The following is a 16,297-nucleotide window of genomic DNA, read 5'->3' as shown; positions in this document are numbered from 1 at the left end:
CAGGGGGCGTACACGGGGGTCGGGCCGGGGATCTGGCCCTGTCGGAGTGCCTGCGAGGTGACGGGCGTTTCTGTGGATCAGTCGGCCGGACGGGTGCCCACCACCACGTCGCGGTGGATGGAGGAGTCGACGCGGTGGGCCAGGCGACGCCAGGGGCCGTCGTCGTGCACGTGGAGTCCGGCGTCGGTGAGCGCGGCGACGAGATCTTCGCGGGGCATGCCGAGCGTGTTCCAGGAGATGCCCAGCGAGCCACCGGGGGCGAGTTGGGAGCCCCACACCGGCACGGACTCGGTGAGCAGGTCGGCAGCGGTGCGTTGTTTGCGGCCGCGGCCCTGTGAACCATGGATCACGCCGTAGGGGGCGTCGGTCACGATCGCCTCGAAGCGGCGCTTTCCGTAGAGTTTCGCCGACTGGCGGGTGTCACCGGTGAACACGGTCAGGTGTGACGCGGCGGCGTCCTTCGAGGGGCGGACCTCCACGTCGAAGCGTTTCCCGATCGACTTGCCCTCCCGGCGAACGGGGGAGACATCGGCGGTGTGCTTGAGCCGTTTGCGGCGAAGCCAGGTGCGCCAGAACGCGGCCATGGCCTCCACCGATTTGGTGTCGATCTCGACGCCCGCCGCATCGTGTCCACCGATCAGCGCATGGGCGAGTGTCGTGCCGCGTCCGCACATCGGATCCAGCACGGTCCAGCGTCGCCCAGTGGGGCTTTCCACCGCGGCGAGGGTGACGTTCAGCAGCAGGCGTGTGAACTGTTCGTTGGTCTTGCCCGAGTACTTGGGGATCGTCACCAGGTCGTCGTCGAACAACCCGTGCGCCGGCACCTCGAGGGGGTCGAGCAGACCGTCGTGGCGGGCGAACAGCGCCAGAAACGCCGAATGGCGCGCCAGTGCGGCGCGGAGTTCGGGCGTGGAGTCGGCGTCGAAGGCGAGATATTCGACGCCGGCGATGTGCACCGGCTCCACCGGGACGCCACTGAGGATCTCCAGTTCGGCGGAGGTGAGGACGCCAGCGCCGGCCGCGTACACACGGTTCGCGGCCGGCGCTGTGAGAGCAAGGAGTTCCACCTCAGTAGAGGTTGACGTGCTTGTGCTCGAAGGGCGTGCCCTTGGCGCGCTCGAAGGACTCCTTGATCTCCTTCTCGGACTCCTCCAGACCCACCCAGATGGCGCCTTCGACCGACTTGCCGGGCTCGAGGTCCTTGTAGACGGTGAAGAAGTGCTCGATCTCGAGGATCGAGTGCGTCGGGATGTCCTCGATGTCCTGAAGATGATCGCGGCGGTGATCATCGGTCGGGACGCAGACGACCTTGTCGTCGCCGCCGGCCTCGTCGGTCATGCGGAACATGCCGATCGCGCGGCACTCGATGAGGCAGCCGGGGAAGGTGGGATCGGGGATGAGCACCAAGGCGTCCAGCGGGTCGCCGTCCTGGCCGAGCGTGCCCTCGATGAACCCGTAGTCGTACGGGTACTGGGTCGAGGTGAACAGCGTGCGGTCCAGCCGGATGCGGCCGGTCGCATGATCGAGCTCGTACTTGTTTCTGGTGCCCTTGGGGATCTCAACCGTCACGTCGAACCGCAGGCTCTTCGCGGCGTCAGCAGCATCCTTGCCGGTGGGGGGCACGTATTCGTCAGTCACCCGGGGTCTCCCTGTAGTTTGGTGTGCGGCGATTGTTTGTGCCCGCGATGGTACCGCTTCGCCCACTGGTCTGGTGTCCCGAGGCGCCGTCAGTCGGAACGATCAGGAGTGAAATGAAGCACATTCGCGGCCGGTTCGGCGTGGCCTGCGCGACCATGGCGGTCATCGCGGTCGTGATCTTCGCTGTCACAGGGGTGATCGGGTCGGCCGCCAGTGCGGTGATGGAGAAGGTGGGAGCGCGCCCGTCGGCCCCTGACACGGTGGATCCGCGGATCTTCGATGCCCCTCCGCCCGCGATGGATGTCGCCCCTGCGCCGGCCCATGTGGTCGGGCCCGCCACCGCCGAGCCCGGCACCGACGCCGACACGGTCACCAGACGTATCGAAGGCGTCGGCCCCGCCCCGGGCCGTGTGTTCGGTCAGGTGATCGACGCCGAGTCCGGCAAGGTGCTCCATGAATCCGAGCCCACGAGCGGCGGCATCCCGGCGTCGACGATGAAGGTGCTCACCTCCCTGGCCGTTCTGGACTCCTATGGCCCGCAGCATCAGTTCACCACCGAGGTGCGTGGCGATGCGGCCGATTCGGGTGTGCTGTGGCTCGTCGGTGGTGGGGATCCGACGCTCTCGCGTGCCGATCTCGACGCCCTGGCAGACCAGACGGCCGAATCCCTCAGGGCCGAAGGTGCTCCGCGCGTCTCCCTCGGCGTCGACGCCACGATCTTCGCCGGCGACCCGTGGAACCCGGCCTGGCCCGACGTCTACCGCGACTACGTGACCCCCAGCGAGGGCCTGTGGGTCGATCGCGGTCGGCTCTCGCCCAACCCGGTGGGGCCGCGTGAGGCACAGCCCGCCGATGCCGCGGGTCGTGTCTTCGCCGATGCGCTCAAGGCCCGTGGCATCGAGGTGACGGGGATCAGCCGGGGTGATGCTCCCGAGGGGGATGCCGCCGTCGACCGCGCGCGTGTGGAATCGCCGCCGCTGTCCACGATCGTCGAGAGTGCTCTGGCCTTCTCCGACAACGACACCACCGAGATCCTGTTCCGGCACGTGGGCCGTGTCGACGGTGGCGACGGCTCCCTCGATTCGGCTCGACAGAAGCAGCGCAAGGTTTTGGAGGACCGGGGTCTGTGGGTCGATGGCATGGTCGTCGACGACGGCTCCGGGCTGTCACGGGAGAACCGCGTGGCCGCATCGACGCTGGCTGGTGCGATCGGGCTGGCGTCGGCCGAGGAGGAGCCCGATCTGCGAGCGGTGCTGACCGGACTGCCGGTGGCCGGGGCCGAGGGCACCCTCCTCGACCGGTATGTGGAGGACGGCACTGCGCCCGGCCGTGGTGTGGTGCGCGGCAAGACCGGAACGCTCACAGGGGTGTCATCCCTCGCCGGATACATGCGTGACAAGGACGGCGCGATCCTGGTGTTCGCCTTCATCGTCAACGGCGCGCCCGAGGCGGACTACGGCGCTCGCGTCTATCTCGACCGGGTCACGTCCGCACTCGCCGACTGTGGGTGCTCCTGATGGTTGGACCCCGCTACGGTTCTGTCGACGCTTTCGTCCGGGAATTCGTGTGCGCCACGTTCACCCGGCCGATCGGTTCGGAGCACGGACGGTTCTGGGACGCCGAATGGTGGCGTCATCCCGAGGCCGTGCTGCGCCTCGAGGCCCTGTGGCATTCGTGGGAGGCCGCCCAGGACGATCCCGGCGGGATGTCGGTATGGCTCCGCGACCACGCGGACTACCACCTGGGGATGCTCATGGCCGCGGATGGGCCGTTCGCCGGGAGCGTCCACCGTTCGGCGGCCGGTGAACCCCTGCCGTACACAGCACCGCCGCCGGGGATGTTCCCCGACGGTGGTTCGGCATCTCCGAAGCGGGCCATCGGGGGCTGAGCCCGAGCGTCTGGCATTGCGGCGGACTGGTGGGCCTGTATCGGGTCATGGACGTTAGGTTGTGGCCATGAGTGGAGTGGGTCGTGCCAAGCCGGCCGAGAGGGGTCTTCGGGGGCCGATCGACTGGGACGTGGCCGCTCGCGTCGGGGCGCGGACGGCCCCGCGTCCACCGAAGGCCACGCGTGCCGAGGTGAGCGCGCTCGAGGCCGGTCTGGCCGACGCCGCCGAACGTGCGCGGTCCATCGCCGCCGAGACCGCGCAACTGCCCCTGGCACCAGATTCCACGACGATCGTCCTCGACCGCCCGGGCTGGGTCCGCGCTTCCTGTGAGTCCTTCGGCGGTCTGTTCGGTCAGCCCGGAGGAGGGCGTGGTCGGGCGGTGGCGGCCGGTGCCGAGACCGGGGCACTGCTGGGTCTGCTCGCCGGACGCGTGCTGGGTCAGTTCGATCCGTGGGCCCAGCGGCTGGTGTTGGTGGCGCCCAACGTGCTCATGGCGCAGCGCAAGATGGAGGTGCCGGCCGACCCGTTCCATCTGTGGGTGTGTCTGCACGAGGAGACCCACCGGCTGCAGTTCAACGCCGCGCCGTGGCTCACCGAGCACATCACGGTGGCCGCCCGGGAGTTGCTGGAGCACGTGGAGCCGGACTGGGCGGTCATGATGCGCACCATCGGCTCGATGATCCGGGGTGAGAAGGCGTCGACCGCCGATGTGATCGGCTCCAACCCCCGGGCCGCTGCGAGCATGGATCGGGTCACGGCGGTGATGTCGCTCCTCGAAGGGCACGCCGATGTCATGATGGACCGCGTCGGTCCCGGAGTGGTGCCCGGGCTCGGCCGTATCCGGCGACGTTTCGAGGCCCGACGCCGTGGCACCCTGCGCGACCGAGTGATCGGGCGACTGCTGGGGCTGGACGTCAAACTCGCACAGTATCGAGACGGTGCGAGATTCTGTCGTGACGTGATCGCCGAGGTCGGCGTCGAGGGGCTCAACCGTGTGTGGGCAGGGCCCGACGCCCTCCCGACACGCACCGAGATCGCCGCCCCCGACCAATGGATCGAGAGGAACACATGAGCCTGCTGGAGGTCATCGCCCTGGGCTCCGACGACGCCGTGCGCGCCGAAGCCGGTGGCGCCGACCGCATCGAACTCGTCGGCACCATGGACCACGGTGGTCTGGCACCCGACCCGCGCCTCGTCGAAGAGACCTGCGCCGCCACCGACCTTCCCGTGCGGCCCATGCTGCGTCTGCGTCCGGGATTCGGCGTCGCCGAGGACATCGACGCGCTGGCCGTGCTGGCGCGGCAGTTCCGCGACGCGGGCGCGGCAGGCGTCGTGCTCGGATTCCTGACTGGTCAGATGGTGGACACCGCCACCGTCGAGACGCTCGTGGAGGCCGCCGAACTGCCGGTCACCTTCCACCGGGCCATCGACGAGGTCGCCGACCGGGACGCCGCATGGCGCGCCATCGCCGGGTTCGCCGCCATCGACCAGGTGCTCACCGCAGGCTGCCGCACCGGAGTGGGGGACGGGCTCGATGCGTTGCTGCAGGCCGCCCGCGCCGACGAGACCATCGCCGTACGCACCATGGCCGGCGGTGGCCTACGCGCTGATCACGTCCCGGCGCTGCTCGCCGCTGGCGTCACTGCGTTCCACATCGGCTCACCGGCACGCCGCGACGCATCCTTCGATCAACCCGTCGACGACGCGAACGTCACCGCCTGGCGCGAACTCATCGCTGGCTGAGGCGGTGTTCCAACAACGCGTGGACCGTCGGCCATTCGTGACGCAGGATCGAGTACATCACCGTGTCCCGCAACACGCCGTTGCGATGACGCTGATGGGAGCGCAGCACACCGTCACACTTGGCCCCGAGCCGGTCGAGGGCCTGCCGAGAGCGATGGTTCACCCACTGGGTGCGGAAACCAACACATTCACAGCCCGCTTCGTCGAAGGCGTGGCTCAGCAGAAGTTTCTTCGCTTCCACGTTCACCCCTGTGCCATGCGTTCCGGCGCGCAACCACGTGTATCCGATCTCCCGACGCGGTACCGCGTCGTCGAAGTCGTAGAACGCCGTCATGCCCAACACCTCACCGGTCGGTGACATCTGCGTGAACGGCATCATCGCGTTCTCGTCGGCCAGGGCAAGACGACGCTCGATCTCGGCACGCATGCCACCGGGCTCGGGGACCGATGTCCACCAGTGCTCCCACAGTTCACCATCACCGGCCGCGTCGACCAAACCGTCGTGGTGATCGAGAGCCAGCGGCACGAGGTGCACGAACTCGCCGACCAACGTTGGAATCTCCATGCGCGAAATCTACTCGTGCATCCGTGACATGCTGCTGGTGATTCGGTGTGTGGCGGAATGCCGGAAGATGCCAAGAGGAGGGGCGATGGCGAAACGAGCGCTCGGCGAGCATGCGTTGGCCGTGGTGCAGGCCGTGCGTGCCGTGCCGGATGCTCCGGTCGTGGTCGGCTGTTCGGGTGGTCCCGATTCGTTGGCGCTGGCCGCAGCGGTGGCGCACCTGGGCCTCGAGGCACGCGCTCTGGTGATCGACCACGGTCTGCAGCCCGAGACCGCCGACGTCGCCGTTCGCGTCCGGGAACAGATGCAACCCCGGGGCCTGCCGGTAGAGATCCGCAGCGTCCATGTCGACCCGACAACCGACTCGGGCCCCGAGGCATCGGCACGGGAAGCCCGCTACCGAGCCTTCGACGATGCGACCGCCGCCTCCGGGGACGTTCCCGCGGGAACGCTTTTGCTCGGCCACACCTTGGACGATCAGGCCGAACAGGTGCTGCTGGGGCTGGCCCGCGGATCGGGAACACGGTCCCTGGCGGGCATCCCACCGGAGCGTTCCCTGCCCGGCGGCGGACGCCTCCTCCGACCACTGCTGGGCCTGCGACGCACCGACACCGAGCGGGCCTGCACCGAATGGGGCCTCACCCCATGGCACGACCCCCACAACGACGACCCGGCCTACACGCGCGTCCGCGTCCGCCACGACGTGCTGCCGGTGCTCGAGGACCACCTCGGCCCCGGCGTCGCCGAAGCCCTGGCCCGTACCGCACGACAGGCACGCGATGACGCGGACCTTCTCGACGAACTGGCCGAGCGGCACCTCGGCGACATTCCCGATGAACTGCCCGTCACCGTCCTCGACGCCCCGACGCCGATCGCCACCCGCGTCCTGCGTCGCTGGCTCATCGTCCACGGAGCCGCCGAGCCCGGGCATGACCACGTCCATGCGGTCATGCGGCTGGTCACGCACTGGCGTGGTCAACATTCGGTCGAGGTTCCGGGGCTGCGGGTGGGGAGACGTGGCGGGCGATTGGTCGTCATGCGAGACTGAGTTGCGTGGATGCTTCACACATCGCAGATGACCTGACGCACGTTCTCTACACCGACGCCCAGATCCAAGCCCGCCTCGCCGAGATGGCCGTAGAGCTGGACGAGGTCTACAAGGACAAGAACGTTCTGATGATCGGCGTCCTCAACGGCGCGGTGATGGTGATGGCCGATCTTTCCCGTCACATGACGTCTCACGTGGAGAATGACTGGATGGCGATCTCCTCCTACGGATCGGGGACGCAGTCCTCGGGTGTGGTGCGCATCCTGAAGGACCTCAACACCGATATCCACGATCGTCACGTGCTCGTGGTCGAGGACATCATCGACACCGGTCTGACGCTGAGCTACCTCATCTCCAACCTGCTCTCGCGTGAGCCGGCGAGCCTCGAGGTGATGACGATGTTCCGCAAGCCCGACGCTGCGAACAACGACGTCGAGGTCAAGTACGTGGGGTTCGACATCCCCAACGAGTTCGTCGTCGGCTACGGCCTGGATTTCGCCGGGAAGTACCGGAATCTGCGTGATGTGGGGACGCTCGCCCCGCACGTGTACTCCTGAAGCCGCGTGCATTCTCGGGATCACAGGGATTTCTGAGGCCTCGGGGTCGTCTGCGACACGGTCCCTGACATGGCTTGGCCCCTCGGGTAGCATCGGGGCGCTAACCCGCGTCGCTTCCTAGGCAGGACATGAAACTCTCCAAGATCTTTCGAAGCCCGTTCTTCTGGATCATCCTCGGTCTGCTGGGCCTCATCATCGTCATGGACTTCGCCCGCGGCGCCGACGGGTACGAGGAGATCCCGACCTCCGAAGCGGTCTCCCGGCTCGAGAGCAAAGAGCCCATCAAGAGCGTGACGCTCGTCGACAACGAGCAGCTCATCCGCATCGAGATGCCCGATGAGACCAAGTACAAGGCCTACTGGGTCGGTGCGCAGGGCCAGGAACTCACCTCGGCGTTGCAGACACGCGTCACCGAGAACACGCTCGAGGAATGGAGCGTCGAGGTTCCGCAGCCGTCGTTCTGGAGCTTCATCCTGCCGACGCTGATCCCGTTCCTGCTGATCGGCCTGCTGTTCTTCTGGCTCATCTCGTCGGTGCAGGGTGGCGGTTCACGCGTCATGCAGTTCGGCAAGTCCAAAGCCAAGGCCATGAGCAAGGATTCGCCCAAGACCACCTTCGGTGACGTCGCCGGCTGCGAGGAAGCGCTCGAGGAACTCGAGGAGATCAAGGAGTTCCTCTCCGAACCGGCCAAGTTCCAGGCCGTGGGCGCCAAGATCCCCAAGGGCGTTCTGCTGTACGGGCCGCCCGGAACCGGTAAGACGCTGCTCGCCCGCGCCGTCGCGGGGGAGGCCGGCGTCCCGTTCTACTCGATCTCCGGCTCGGACTTCGTCGAGATGTTCGTCGGCGTCGGCGCCTCGCGCGTCCGGGACCTGTTCGAGCAGGCCAAGGAGAACGCCCCTGCGATCGTGTTCATCGACGAGATCGATGCCGTCGGACGCCACCGCGGAGCCGGCATGGGCGGTGGTCATGATGAACGTGAACAGACGCTCAACCAGCTCCTTGTCGAGATGGATGGCTTCGACGTCCGTGGTGGCGTCATCCTCATCGCGGCCACCAACCGCCCCGACGTGCTCGACCCGGCGCTGTTGCGTCCGGGCCGGTTCGACCGACAGATCGGCGTTGAGGCACCCGATGTCAAGGGCCGCCTGCAGATCCTCAAAGTGCACGCGCAAGGCAAGCCGATGGGTGGTGACGTCGACCTGGCGTCGATCGCCCGCCGTACTCCGGGCTTCACCGGCGCCGACCTGGCCAACGTGCTCAACGAGGCCGCACTGCTCACGGCCCGTGCGAACCAGAACCTGATCACCGCGGCCTTTCTCGACGAGGCCGTCGATCGTGTCATCGCAGGTCCGCAGAAGAGCTCGCGTCTGATGAACCATCACGAGCTCCTGACCACCGCGTACCACGAGGGTGGGCACGCACTTGTGGCGGCGGCCATGCCGAAGACCGATCCAGTGCAGAAGATCACGATCCTGCCGCGTGGGCGTGCTCTTGGCTACACGATGGTGATGCCGGATGACGACAAGTACTCGCACTCGCGGGGTGAACTGCTCGATCAGCTCGCCTACATGCTTGGTGGCCGCGCCGCCGAGGAGATGGTCTTCCACGACCCGACCACCGGGGCGTCGAACGATATCGAGAAGGCCACCGGCGTCGCCCGGGCGATGGTGACGCAGTACGGCATGAGCGACCGCGTGGGTGCCATCCGGCTGGGCAAGGGTGACTCCGAGCCCTTCCTCGGCATGGAGATGGGCGGCGGGCACACCCGCGACTACTCCGAATCGGTCGCTGCGGTGGTGGACGAGGAGGTCAAGTACCTCATCGCCAACGCCCACCAGGAGGCCTACGAGGTCCTTGAGGCCAACCGCGACATCCTCGACGAACTCGTGCGGCAGCTCTTCGAGAAGGAAACCCTCAATCGCGACGAGGTGGACCATATCTTCGCCGGCCTGCGCCGCTTCCCTGACCGCGGTGCTTGGACCGGGTCGGACCGACGTGTGCCTTCGCAGATCCCTCCTGTGGACGTCCCCGAACGCCCTGCGCAGGATCCCGATGCGCCCCGAGCCACGCCTGCGGATCCGACGACACCGGTCCTGCCCGGGCCGACGCCCGATGGCTCGCATCCACCGTATCCCGGTGGTTCACGGTGATGTGCGACTGAAGCCGTCCCATTGATCCACGCGTGGGTGAATGGGACGGAGCTTCGTTGTGGGTGAGAGGGCCTTCATCGGCGGGTTCTGCTGCTCCCGGTCTTGAGGCGTTAGATGTGGGCCGGTCTGTTTTTACTAATATTGCCGCTTGAGCATATGGTTGTGGGTGGCTTCGTATTGGAGCTTTCTCAGCCGTCCAGATGCTGGGGCCCGGCTCATTGCCGTGCGCCCTGCTCATCATGCCGCCGCTCAACGCGAGTGGAGGTGAGGGAGGGTACGAGAAGTAATGCCTGACGGGAAGGACCGTTCGTGAATTTAAGAACGACCGCGGGAAGGGGCCTTCGCATACTGTCGGCCGCTGCCCTGATATGTGCAGGCGGGGTGATGACGACCGTGTCGTCCCCGCTGGAAGCGGAAGCTGCTCCGCAGACTGTGCAGATGGGCGACGTCACAGCGTCGATGACCCACAGTCGCAATCCGGGGCAGCTCGCCTCCGACACCTGTTTGACGACTGCATCCGAAAACACTGAAACGGGGGCGGTCACCGCAGGTGACCAAATGGTCGGCAAGGGTAACGTGAGCTATGTGAGCCATGGCAGCCAGCAGGGGCGTTGCCCTGAGACGTCCACTTCGGAGCTGAACGTCCAGAGCTCGATCGGTTTCGAGCCGATGGCGCCGGACAATGCTGTGGCTGGTGAGACCTTTCTGCTGGGGCAGATGTCCCACCAGAACTGGGTGATCCAGCTGAAGGATCCGGGTAACAAGTACCTCTACGGCGATCTGAACCTCAACATTGAAAAGGCCACTGGTGGGGACACCTCCGACTCGTTCGCGTGGAACCTCGAGGAGACCCTCAACGCGAGGGAGCCGAAGGATGAGGATCTGTATGAACTGGACGAGGACGGCAACCGGCAGTACTGGAACCGTGTGGATGGTGAGCTGATCCTCAGCGACACGCAGGCGTGGCAGGGGCAGGCTCCGGCAACGCGTGTGGCCCGGGATAAGGAGGGCAACATGCTCTTCTATCACTACTACCAAGCCACGGACGGCTACATGTACCCCAACACGCGTCGGACGTACACAACGCCCGACCCTTTGACGCGCACTCAGACCAACTGGTGGGACTGGCTTTACGTCGTACCTGATCAGAGCACTGCGGTCGATGACATCACTCAGTTCGAGAATGTTCGTTCGACGAAGATCGTGACGAATGAGGGCGGTATGCCCTACCGCCTCGTGATCCGAGGCTTCACCGAACCGGCTGAGGGTGAGACCTGCTCCACCACGCCCGAGGGAAAAAGCGTCACCCAGACGTTTGAGACCGAGGAGGACAAGGTCAGCTACGGCTGCCTCTATGCGTCGTGGGAGCAGGAGCGTCCCGTGAGCATCGAGAAGGAGGCGCAGAAGGCTGCTGCCACGGAGGCCCCCGCGGAGATCCCCAGCTTCACCTATACGCAGGATCCCGCTGGAATGCCCGGATGGGAGAACTTCACCGGGCTGACCCCGACGGCGTTCCAGCCTGCCACCGGTGCTCCGACCAACACTCAGGACGGAGTTGACCGCTCACCGCAGACATTGCTGGTGCCCCATGACGGACTCACCGTGACCGAGGACCAGCGCCTCCCAGAGGGATGGGAACTCACCGATGTGCAGTGCGTGCAGGCACCAGGAACGCAGTTGGCCGACGGAACCTATGAGGTTGAACCGGTGGAGGATTGGGCCGACCGGACCCGGTATCCGCTGGTGCTCAATGGAGACGGATCCGAGGTCTCGGTCGATCCCGCGACAGGGACGGTCAACCTTTCCAATATTGATATGGCGGACTCTCTCGACACGCTCGGCATCACCTGTCGTTACGTCAACCGGTTCGGCCCTGCGCCCGAACCCGGCTTCGCGGTGTCGAAGACCGTGAGCGAGGGTCAGGCCGATCCGGTTGTGGTCGGCGCTGATGGTGCATTCACGGTCTCGTACGAGGTGACGGTGTCGAACACCGGTGAAACCTCTGGTACGAGTGCTGCGGTGACCGATGAGCCGATCGTGCCGGAGGGCATGACCGTGGATGAAGTCACTGTCGACGGCAATGTGGTCACCGCTGGCGCTGATGGCCTGTACCCGGTGTCGCCGGGTGTGGAGTTGGCGCCGGGTGAGACCAAATCTTTCACCGTGGTGGTGTCAGGCACTGCTGATGTGGAGGGTGTCGACTGGACTACCGTGGGTGAATGTGACACCGCAGGTGCTGGGACCCCTGGCGCTGGCTTGTTCAACCGCGTCGCCATGGAGGGTGACTCCGATGGCCCTGACAACAACGATGCGTGCGTGCCGCCTTCGTACACGCCTCCGGGTGAGCCTGGTTTGTCGTTGGTGAAGATGATCAATGGTGCGGATGCTGAGGCTGATGCGCCGGTGGTTGTTGAGCCTGGTTCGGATATGGATGTGTCGTTTGAGGTCACCAATACTGGTGAGACTTCGTTGAGTGATGTGTCTGTGTCTGATGATGTGGTGGCTGCTGATCAGATTCAGGTTCCGGAGCAGAAGCGGACTGTTGATGGTGAGATGGTGCCGTTTGATGGTTCGTTGGAGCCGGGTGAGGTTGTGGTGTTTACTGCGACTGTTCCGGCGCCGGCTGCTGGTGAGCATCATGTGAATGTGGCTACTGCTGAGGGGACTCCTCCGCCTGGTGATGGTGGGGATGTTCCTCCGTCGGTGACGACTCCTCCGGATGAGGGGCATGCTGATGTTCCTGCGTTGGAGATCACTAAGTTCATCAATGGTGAGGATGCCAATGAGGCTCCTGGTGTTGCTGTTGAGCCGGGTTCGGATATGGAGATCACCTATGAGGTGGTGAACTCTGGTTTGGTTGATCTGACTGATGTTCGGGTTGATGACCGGATTACCACTGAGGGCGACAAGGTTGTTGAGGGTATTGAGTGCCCGGCGACTGAGTTGGCTGCTGGTGAGTCGATGACGTGTTCGGTGACGATTCCTGCGCCTGTTGGTGTTGGGGAGCAGCACACGAATGTGGCTAAGGCTGTGGGTGATGTTCCGCCTGGTGATGGTGGGGATGTTCCGCCGGTTGAGTCGCCTGAGGATCCGGGTAATGCTCACACGCCTCCGGGTGAGCCTGGTTTGTCGTTGGTGAAGATGATCAATGGTGCGGATGCTGAGGCTGATGCGCCGGTGGTTGTTGAGCCTGGTTCGGATATGGATGTGTCGTTTGAGGTCACCAATACTGGTGAGACTTCGTTGAGTGATGTGTCTGTGTCTGATGATGTGGTGGCTGCTGATCAGATTCAGGTTCCGGAGCAGAAGCGGACTGTTGATGGTGAGATGGTGCCGTTTGATGGTTCGTTGGAGCCGGGTGAGGTTGTGGTGTTTACTGCGACTGTTCCGGCGCCGGCTGCTGGTGAGCATCATGTGAATGTGGCTACTGCTGAGGGGACTCCTCCGCCTGGTGATGGTGGGGATGTTCCTCCGTCGGTGACGACTCCTCCGGATGAGGGGCATGCTGATGTTCCTGGGTTGGAGATCACTAAGTTCATCAATGGTGAGGATGCCAATGAGGCTCCTGGTGTTGCTGTTGAGCCGGGTTCGGATATGGAGATCACCTATGAGGTGGTGAACTCTGGTTTGGTTGATCTGACTGATGTTCGGGTTGATGACCGGATTACCACTGAGGGCGACAAGGTTGTTGAGGGTATTGAGTGCCCGGCGACTGAGTTGGCTGCTGGTGAGTCGATGACGTGTTCGGTGACGATTCCTGCGCCTGTTGGTGTTGGGGAGCAGCACACGAATGTGGCTAAGGCTGTGGGTGATGTTCCGCCTGGTGATGGTGGGGATGTTCCGCCGGTTGAGTCGCCTGAGGATCCGGGTAATGCTCACACGCCTCCGGGTGAGCCTGGTTTGTCGTTGGTGAAGATGATCAATGGTGCGGATGCTGAGGCTGATGCGCCGGTGGTTGTTGAGCCTGGTTCGGATATGGATGTGTCGTTTGAGGTCACCAATACTGGTGAGACTTCGTTGAGTGATGTGTCTGTGTCTGATGATGTGGTGGCTGCTGATCAGATTCAGGTTCCGGAGCAGAAGCGGACTGTTGATGGTGAGATGGTGCCGTTTGATGGTTCGTTGGAGCCGGGTGAGGTTGTGGTGTTTACTGCGACTGTTCCGGCGCCGGCTGCTGGTGAGCATCATGTGAATGTGGCTACTGCTGAGGGGACTCCTCCGCCTGGTGATGGTGGGGATGTTCCTCCGTCGGTGACGACTCCTCCGGATGAGGGGCATGCTGATGTTCCTGCGTTGGAGATCACTAAGTTCATCAATGGTGAGGATGCCAATGAGGCTCCTGGTGTTGCTGTTGAGCCGGGTTCGGATATGGAGATCACCTATGAGGTGGTGAACTCTGGTTTGGTTGATCTGACTGATGTTCGGGTTGATGACCGGATTACCACTGAGGGCGACAAGGTTGTTGAGGGTATTGAGTGCCCGGCGACTGAGTTGGCTGCTGGTGAGTCGATGACGTGTTCGGTGACGATTCCTGCGCCTGTTGGTGTTGGGGAGCAGCACACGAATGTGGCTAAGGCTGTGGGTGATGTTCCGCCTGGTGATGGTGGGGATGTTCCGCCGGTTGAGTCGCCTGAGGATCCGGGTAATGCTCACACGCCTCCGGGTGAGCCTGGTTTGTCGTTGGTGAAGATGATCAATGGTGCGGATGCTGAGGCTGATGCGCCGGTGGTTGTTGAGCCTGGTTCGGATATGGATGTGTCGTTTGAGGTCACCAATACTGGTGAGACTTCGTTGAGTGATGTGTCTGTGTCTGATGATGTGGTGGCTGCTGATCAGATTCAGGTTCCGGAGCAGAAGCGGACTGTTGATGGTGAGATGGTGCCGTTTGATGGTTCGTTGGAGCCGGGTGAGGTTGTGGTGTTTACTGCGACTGTTCCGGCGCCGGCTGCTGGTGAGCATCATGTGAATGTGGCTACTGCTGAGGGGACTCCTCCGCCTGGTGATGGTGGGGATGTTCCTCCGTCGGTGACGACTCCTCCGGATGAGGGGCATGCTGATGTTCCTGGGTTGGAGATCACTAAGTTCATCAATGGTGAGGATGCCAATGAGGCTCCTGGTGTTGCTGTTGAGCCGGGTTCGGATATGGAGATCACCTATGAGGTGGTGAACTCTGGTTTGGTTGATCTGACTGATGTTCGGGTTGATGACCGGATTACCACTGAGGGCGACAAGGTTGTTGAGGGTATTGAGTGCCCGGCGACTGAGTTGGCTGCTGGTGAGTCGATGACGTGTTCGGTGACGATTCCTGCGCCTGTTGGTGTTGGGGAGCAGCACACGAATGTGGCTAAGGCTGTGGGTGATGTTCCGCCTGGTGATGGTGGGGATGTTCCGCCGGTTGAGTCGCCTGAGGATCCGGGTAATGCTCACACGCCTCCGGAGGGTCCGGCCCCGGAGCCGACTCCGGAACCGACTCAGCCTCCGGCTGAGCCCGGGCAGCCGAAGCCGGGCGGTCCGCTGCCCAACACCGGTGGTCCTGCTCTGGCCATCCTCCTTGGAGGGTTGGCGCTGACAGGTGCCGGAATGGCGGTGATCCGCCGTCGTCGGTGAATAACTGAAACTGTCACGGGCCGGTGAACACCACCGGGCCATGACAGTCACGCGAGGGGGCTCGACGCACAGCGTCGGGCCCCCTCGCAGCTTCACATCAGATCTTTTACGGATGTGAAGTAGCAGGCCCGATCGGCTCGGCTTTGTCCTGCAACGCCGAGCCTCTGATGACTTGTCAACGCCCAGCGTCGATGCGTGGACCCTTGCTCATGGCGATGTCATCGACAAAATCTCCAGAGAGACCCAACCCACAGCCCTGACGTTGTGCGATGTGAATACATCGCCGAGCCCGTCGTCCCACCTGGATGGGACGACTGTTCTGCATGGAAGAGAATGGACCGATGACCTCATCGATCCTCATCCTCGGCGGTACCGCAGAGGCCCGCAGTCTTGCCGACGCGCTGACCGACTGCGGAACACGGGTTCTATCCTCACTCGCCGGCCGGGTGCAGAATCCCGTGCTCCCGGCGGGGGAGGTGCGTGTTGGTGGTTTTGGCGGCGTGGATGGCCTGGCTCGCTGGCTGGTGAAGAATCGCCCTGCTGCCGTTGTGGATGCCACCCATCCGTTCGCCGCGAACATCTCGGCCAATGCCGTCGCCGCTTGCGCCCGGACACGGGTGCCGCTGCTGCGACTGGAACGGCCCGGCTGGTCGGAGCACACCCTCGCCGACACGTGGCGTTGGGTCGACGACATGGAGCAGGTGTGTCAGGCCATGGAGTCGCTGGGCACGCGGCCGTTGATCACGACCGGCCGCCAAGGTCTGGATCACTATGGGCACTGGCGGGAGCGTTGGGCACTCGTGCGGGTCGTGGATCCGCCGGAGAACCCACCCGCAGCGTGGGAGATCCTGTGCCGCCGCGGCCCCTTCGATCTCGACACCGAACGTCGACTGATGCGTGAACATGACATCGACGTCCTGACCACCAAGGACTCCGGGGGCTCGCTCACCGAACCGAAGCTGCGGGCTGCCCATGACCTCGGGGTGCCGGTCATCATCGTGCGTCGGCCCACTCCACCGGAGGTGGACGTGGTCAACACCGTCGATGCGGCCACCCGATGGGTCCTCGAGCGCGCGTAACCGGGACCGGGTGCTGGTCGAGGAA

12 protein-coding genes are annotated in these 16,297 nt (G+C 64.4%); 9 read left to right on the top strand and 3 right to left on the bottom strand.

Going from position 1 to position 16,297, the window contains the following annotated elements; all coding sequences use genetic code 11:
* Nucleotides 1-77: 77 nt before the first annotated feature.
* Both FB460_RS09955 and FB460_RS09950 read right to left on the bottom strand, forming a co-directional pair.
* Entirely contained in the window at nt 78-1,067 is a 990-nt protein-coding gene (locus FB460_RS09955; protein WP_142093980.1) for a TRM11 family SAM-dependent methyltransferase, read from the bottom strand.
* A gap of 1 nt (nt 1,068) precedes the next feature.
* Entirely contained in the window at nt 1,069-1,638 is a 570-nt protein-coding gene (locus FB460_RS09950) for an inorganic diphosphatase (protein WP_425466986.1), read from the bottom strand.
* Nucleotides 1,639-1,751: 113 nt separating this feature from the next.
* Between FB460_RS09950 and dacB the strand changes: the two genes are divergently transcribed.
* The 4 genes from dacB to FB460_RS09930 all read left to right on the top strand — a co-directional run bounded on the left by dacB (nt 1,752) and on the right by FB460_RS09930 (nt 5,269).
* On the top strand, nt 1,752-3,155 hold the full coding sequence (gene dacB, locus FB460_RS09945) for a D-alanyl-D-alanine carboxypeptidase/D-alanyl-D-alanine endopeptidase (RefSeq protein ID WP_170210041.1): 1,404 nt from the start codon (nt 1,752-1,754) through the stop codon (nt 3,153-3,155).
* Nucleotides 3,155-3,526: a DUF4913 domain-containing protein gene (locus FB460_RS09940; RefSeq protein WP_142093978.1), complete on the top strand. Its 372-nt coding sequence runs from the start codon at nt 3,155-3,157 to the stop codon at nt 3,524-3,526. Before dacB ends, FB460_RS09940 begins: the two co-directional genes overlap by 1 nt.
* A gap of 67 nt (nt 3,527-3,593) precedes the next feature.
* Nucleotides 3,594-4,598, top strand: coding sequence for a zinc-dependent metalloprotease (locus FB460_RS09935; protein WP_142093977.1), 1,005 nt, complete (start codon nt 3,594-3,596; stop codon nt 4,596-4,598).
* Nucleotides 4,595-5,269, top strand: coding sequence for a copper homeostasis protein CutC (locus FB460_RS09930; protein ID WP_142093976.1), 675 nt, complete (start codon nt 4,595-4,597; stop codon nt 5,267-5,269). Before FB460_RS09935 ends, FB460_RS09930 begins: the two co-directional genes overlap by 4 nt.
* Here FB460_RS09930 and FB460_RS09925 read toward each other — a convergent pair.
* Entirely contained in the window at nt 5,256-5,834 is a 579-nt protein-coding gene (locus FB460_RS09925; protein ID WP_211345938.1) for a GNAT family N-acetyltransferase, read from the bottom strand. The genes FB460_RS09930 and FB460_RS09925 overlap by 14 nt on opposite strands.
* Nucleotides 5,835-5,919: 85 nt before the next feature.
* Between FB460_RS09925 and tilS the strand changes: the two genes are divergently transcribed.
* The 5 genes from tilS to FB460_RS09900 all read left to right on the top strand — a co-directional run bounded on the left by tilS (nt 5,920) and on the right by FB460_RS09900 (nt 16,272).
* Nucleotides 5,920-6,879 (top strand): tRNA lysidine(34) synthetase TilS, encoded by a 960-nt coding sequence (gene tilS, locus FB460_RS09920; protein WP_142093974.1) that lies wholly within the window; start codon nt 5,920-5,922, stop codon nt 6,877-6,879.
* A 5-nt stretch (nt 6,880-6,884) separates the two neighbouring features.
* Complete coding sequence (gene hpt / locus FB460_RS09915; protein ID WP_142093973.1) at nt 6,885-7,436, top strand: hypoxanthine phosphoribosyltransferase; 552 nt, start codon at nt 6,885-6,887, stop codon at nt 7,434-7,436.
* A gap of 128 nt (nt 7,437-7,564) precedes the next feature.
* On the top strand, nt 7,565-9,586 hold the full coding sequence (gene ftsH / locus FB460_RS09910; protein WP_142093972.1) for an ATP-dependent zinc metalloprotease FtsH: 2,022 nt from the start codon (nt 7,565-7,567) through the stop codon (nt 9,584-9,586).
* Nucleotides 9,587-10,024: 438 nt separating this feature from the next.
* Nucleotides 10,025-15,193 (top strand): DUF7507 domain-containing protein, encoded by a 5,169-nt coding sequence (locus FB460_RS09905; protein WP_142093971.1) that lies wholly within the window; start codon nt 10,025-10,027, stop codon nt 15,191-15,193.
* 341 nt (nt 15,194-15,534) lie between these two features.
* Nucleotides 15,535-16,272, top strand: a complete 738-nt coding sequence (locus FB460_RS09900) for a cobalt-precorrin-6A reductase (protein WP_142093970.1) — start codon at nt 15,535-15,537, stop codon at nt 16,270-16,272.
* The last annotated feature ends 25 nt before the right edge of the window (nt 16,273-16,297 follow it).

This window comes from Propioniferax innocua (genome assembly GCF_006716235.1).
Classification (GTDB): domain Bacteria; phylum Actinomycetota; class Actinomycetes; order Propionibacteriales; family Propionibacteriaceae; genus Propioniferax; species Propioniferax innocua.
This window is presented reverse-complemented; position numbering and strand designations above follow the sequence as displayed.

Bases quoted from the DNA above. Each gene is read 5' to 3' on its own strand.
- dacB (WP_170210041.1), top strand. From the start codon at position 1,752: ATGAAGCACATTCGCGGCCGGTTCGGCGTGGCCTGCGCGACCATGGCG.
- FB460_RS09940 (WP_142093978.1), top strand. From the start codon at position 3,155: ATGGTTGGACCCCGCTACGGTTCTGTCGACGCTTTCGTCCGGGAATTC.
- FB460_RS09935 (WP_142093977.1), top strand. From the start codon at position 3,594: ATGAGTGGAGTGGGTCGTGCCAAGCCGGCCGAGAGGGGTCTTCGGGGG.
- FB460_RS09930 (WP_142093976.1), top strand. From the start codon at position 4,595: ATGAGCCTGCTGGAGGTCATCGCCCTGGGCTCCGACGACGCCGTGCGC.
- FB460_RS09925 (WP_211345938.1), bottom strand. From the start codon at position 5,834: ATGGAGATTCCAACGTTGGTCGGCGAGTTCGTGCACCTCGTGCCGCTG.
- tilS (WP_142093974.1), top strand. From the start codon at position 5,920: ATGGCGAAACGAGCGCTCGGCGAGCATGCGTTGGCCGTGGTGCAGGCC.
- ftsH (WP_142093972.1), top strand. From the start codon at position 7,565: ATGAAACTCTCCAAGATCTTTCGAAGCCCGTTCTTCTGGATCATCCTC.
- FB460_RS09905 (WP_142093971.1), top strand. From the start codon at position 10,025: ATGGGCGACGTCACAGCGTCGATGACCCACAGTCGCAATCCGGGGCAG.
- FB460_RS09900 (WP_142093970.1), top strand. From the start codon at position 15,535: ATGACCTCATCGATCCTCATCCTCGGCGGTACCGCAGAGGCCCGCAGT.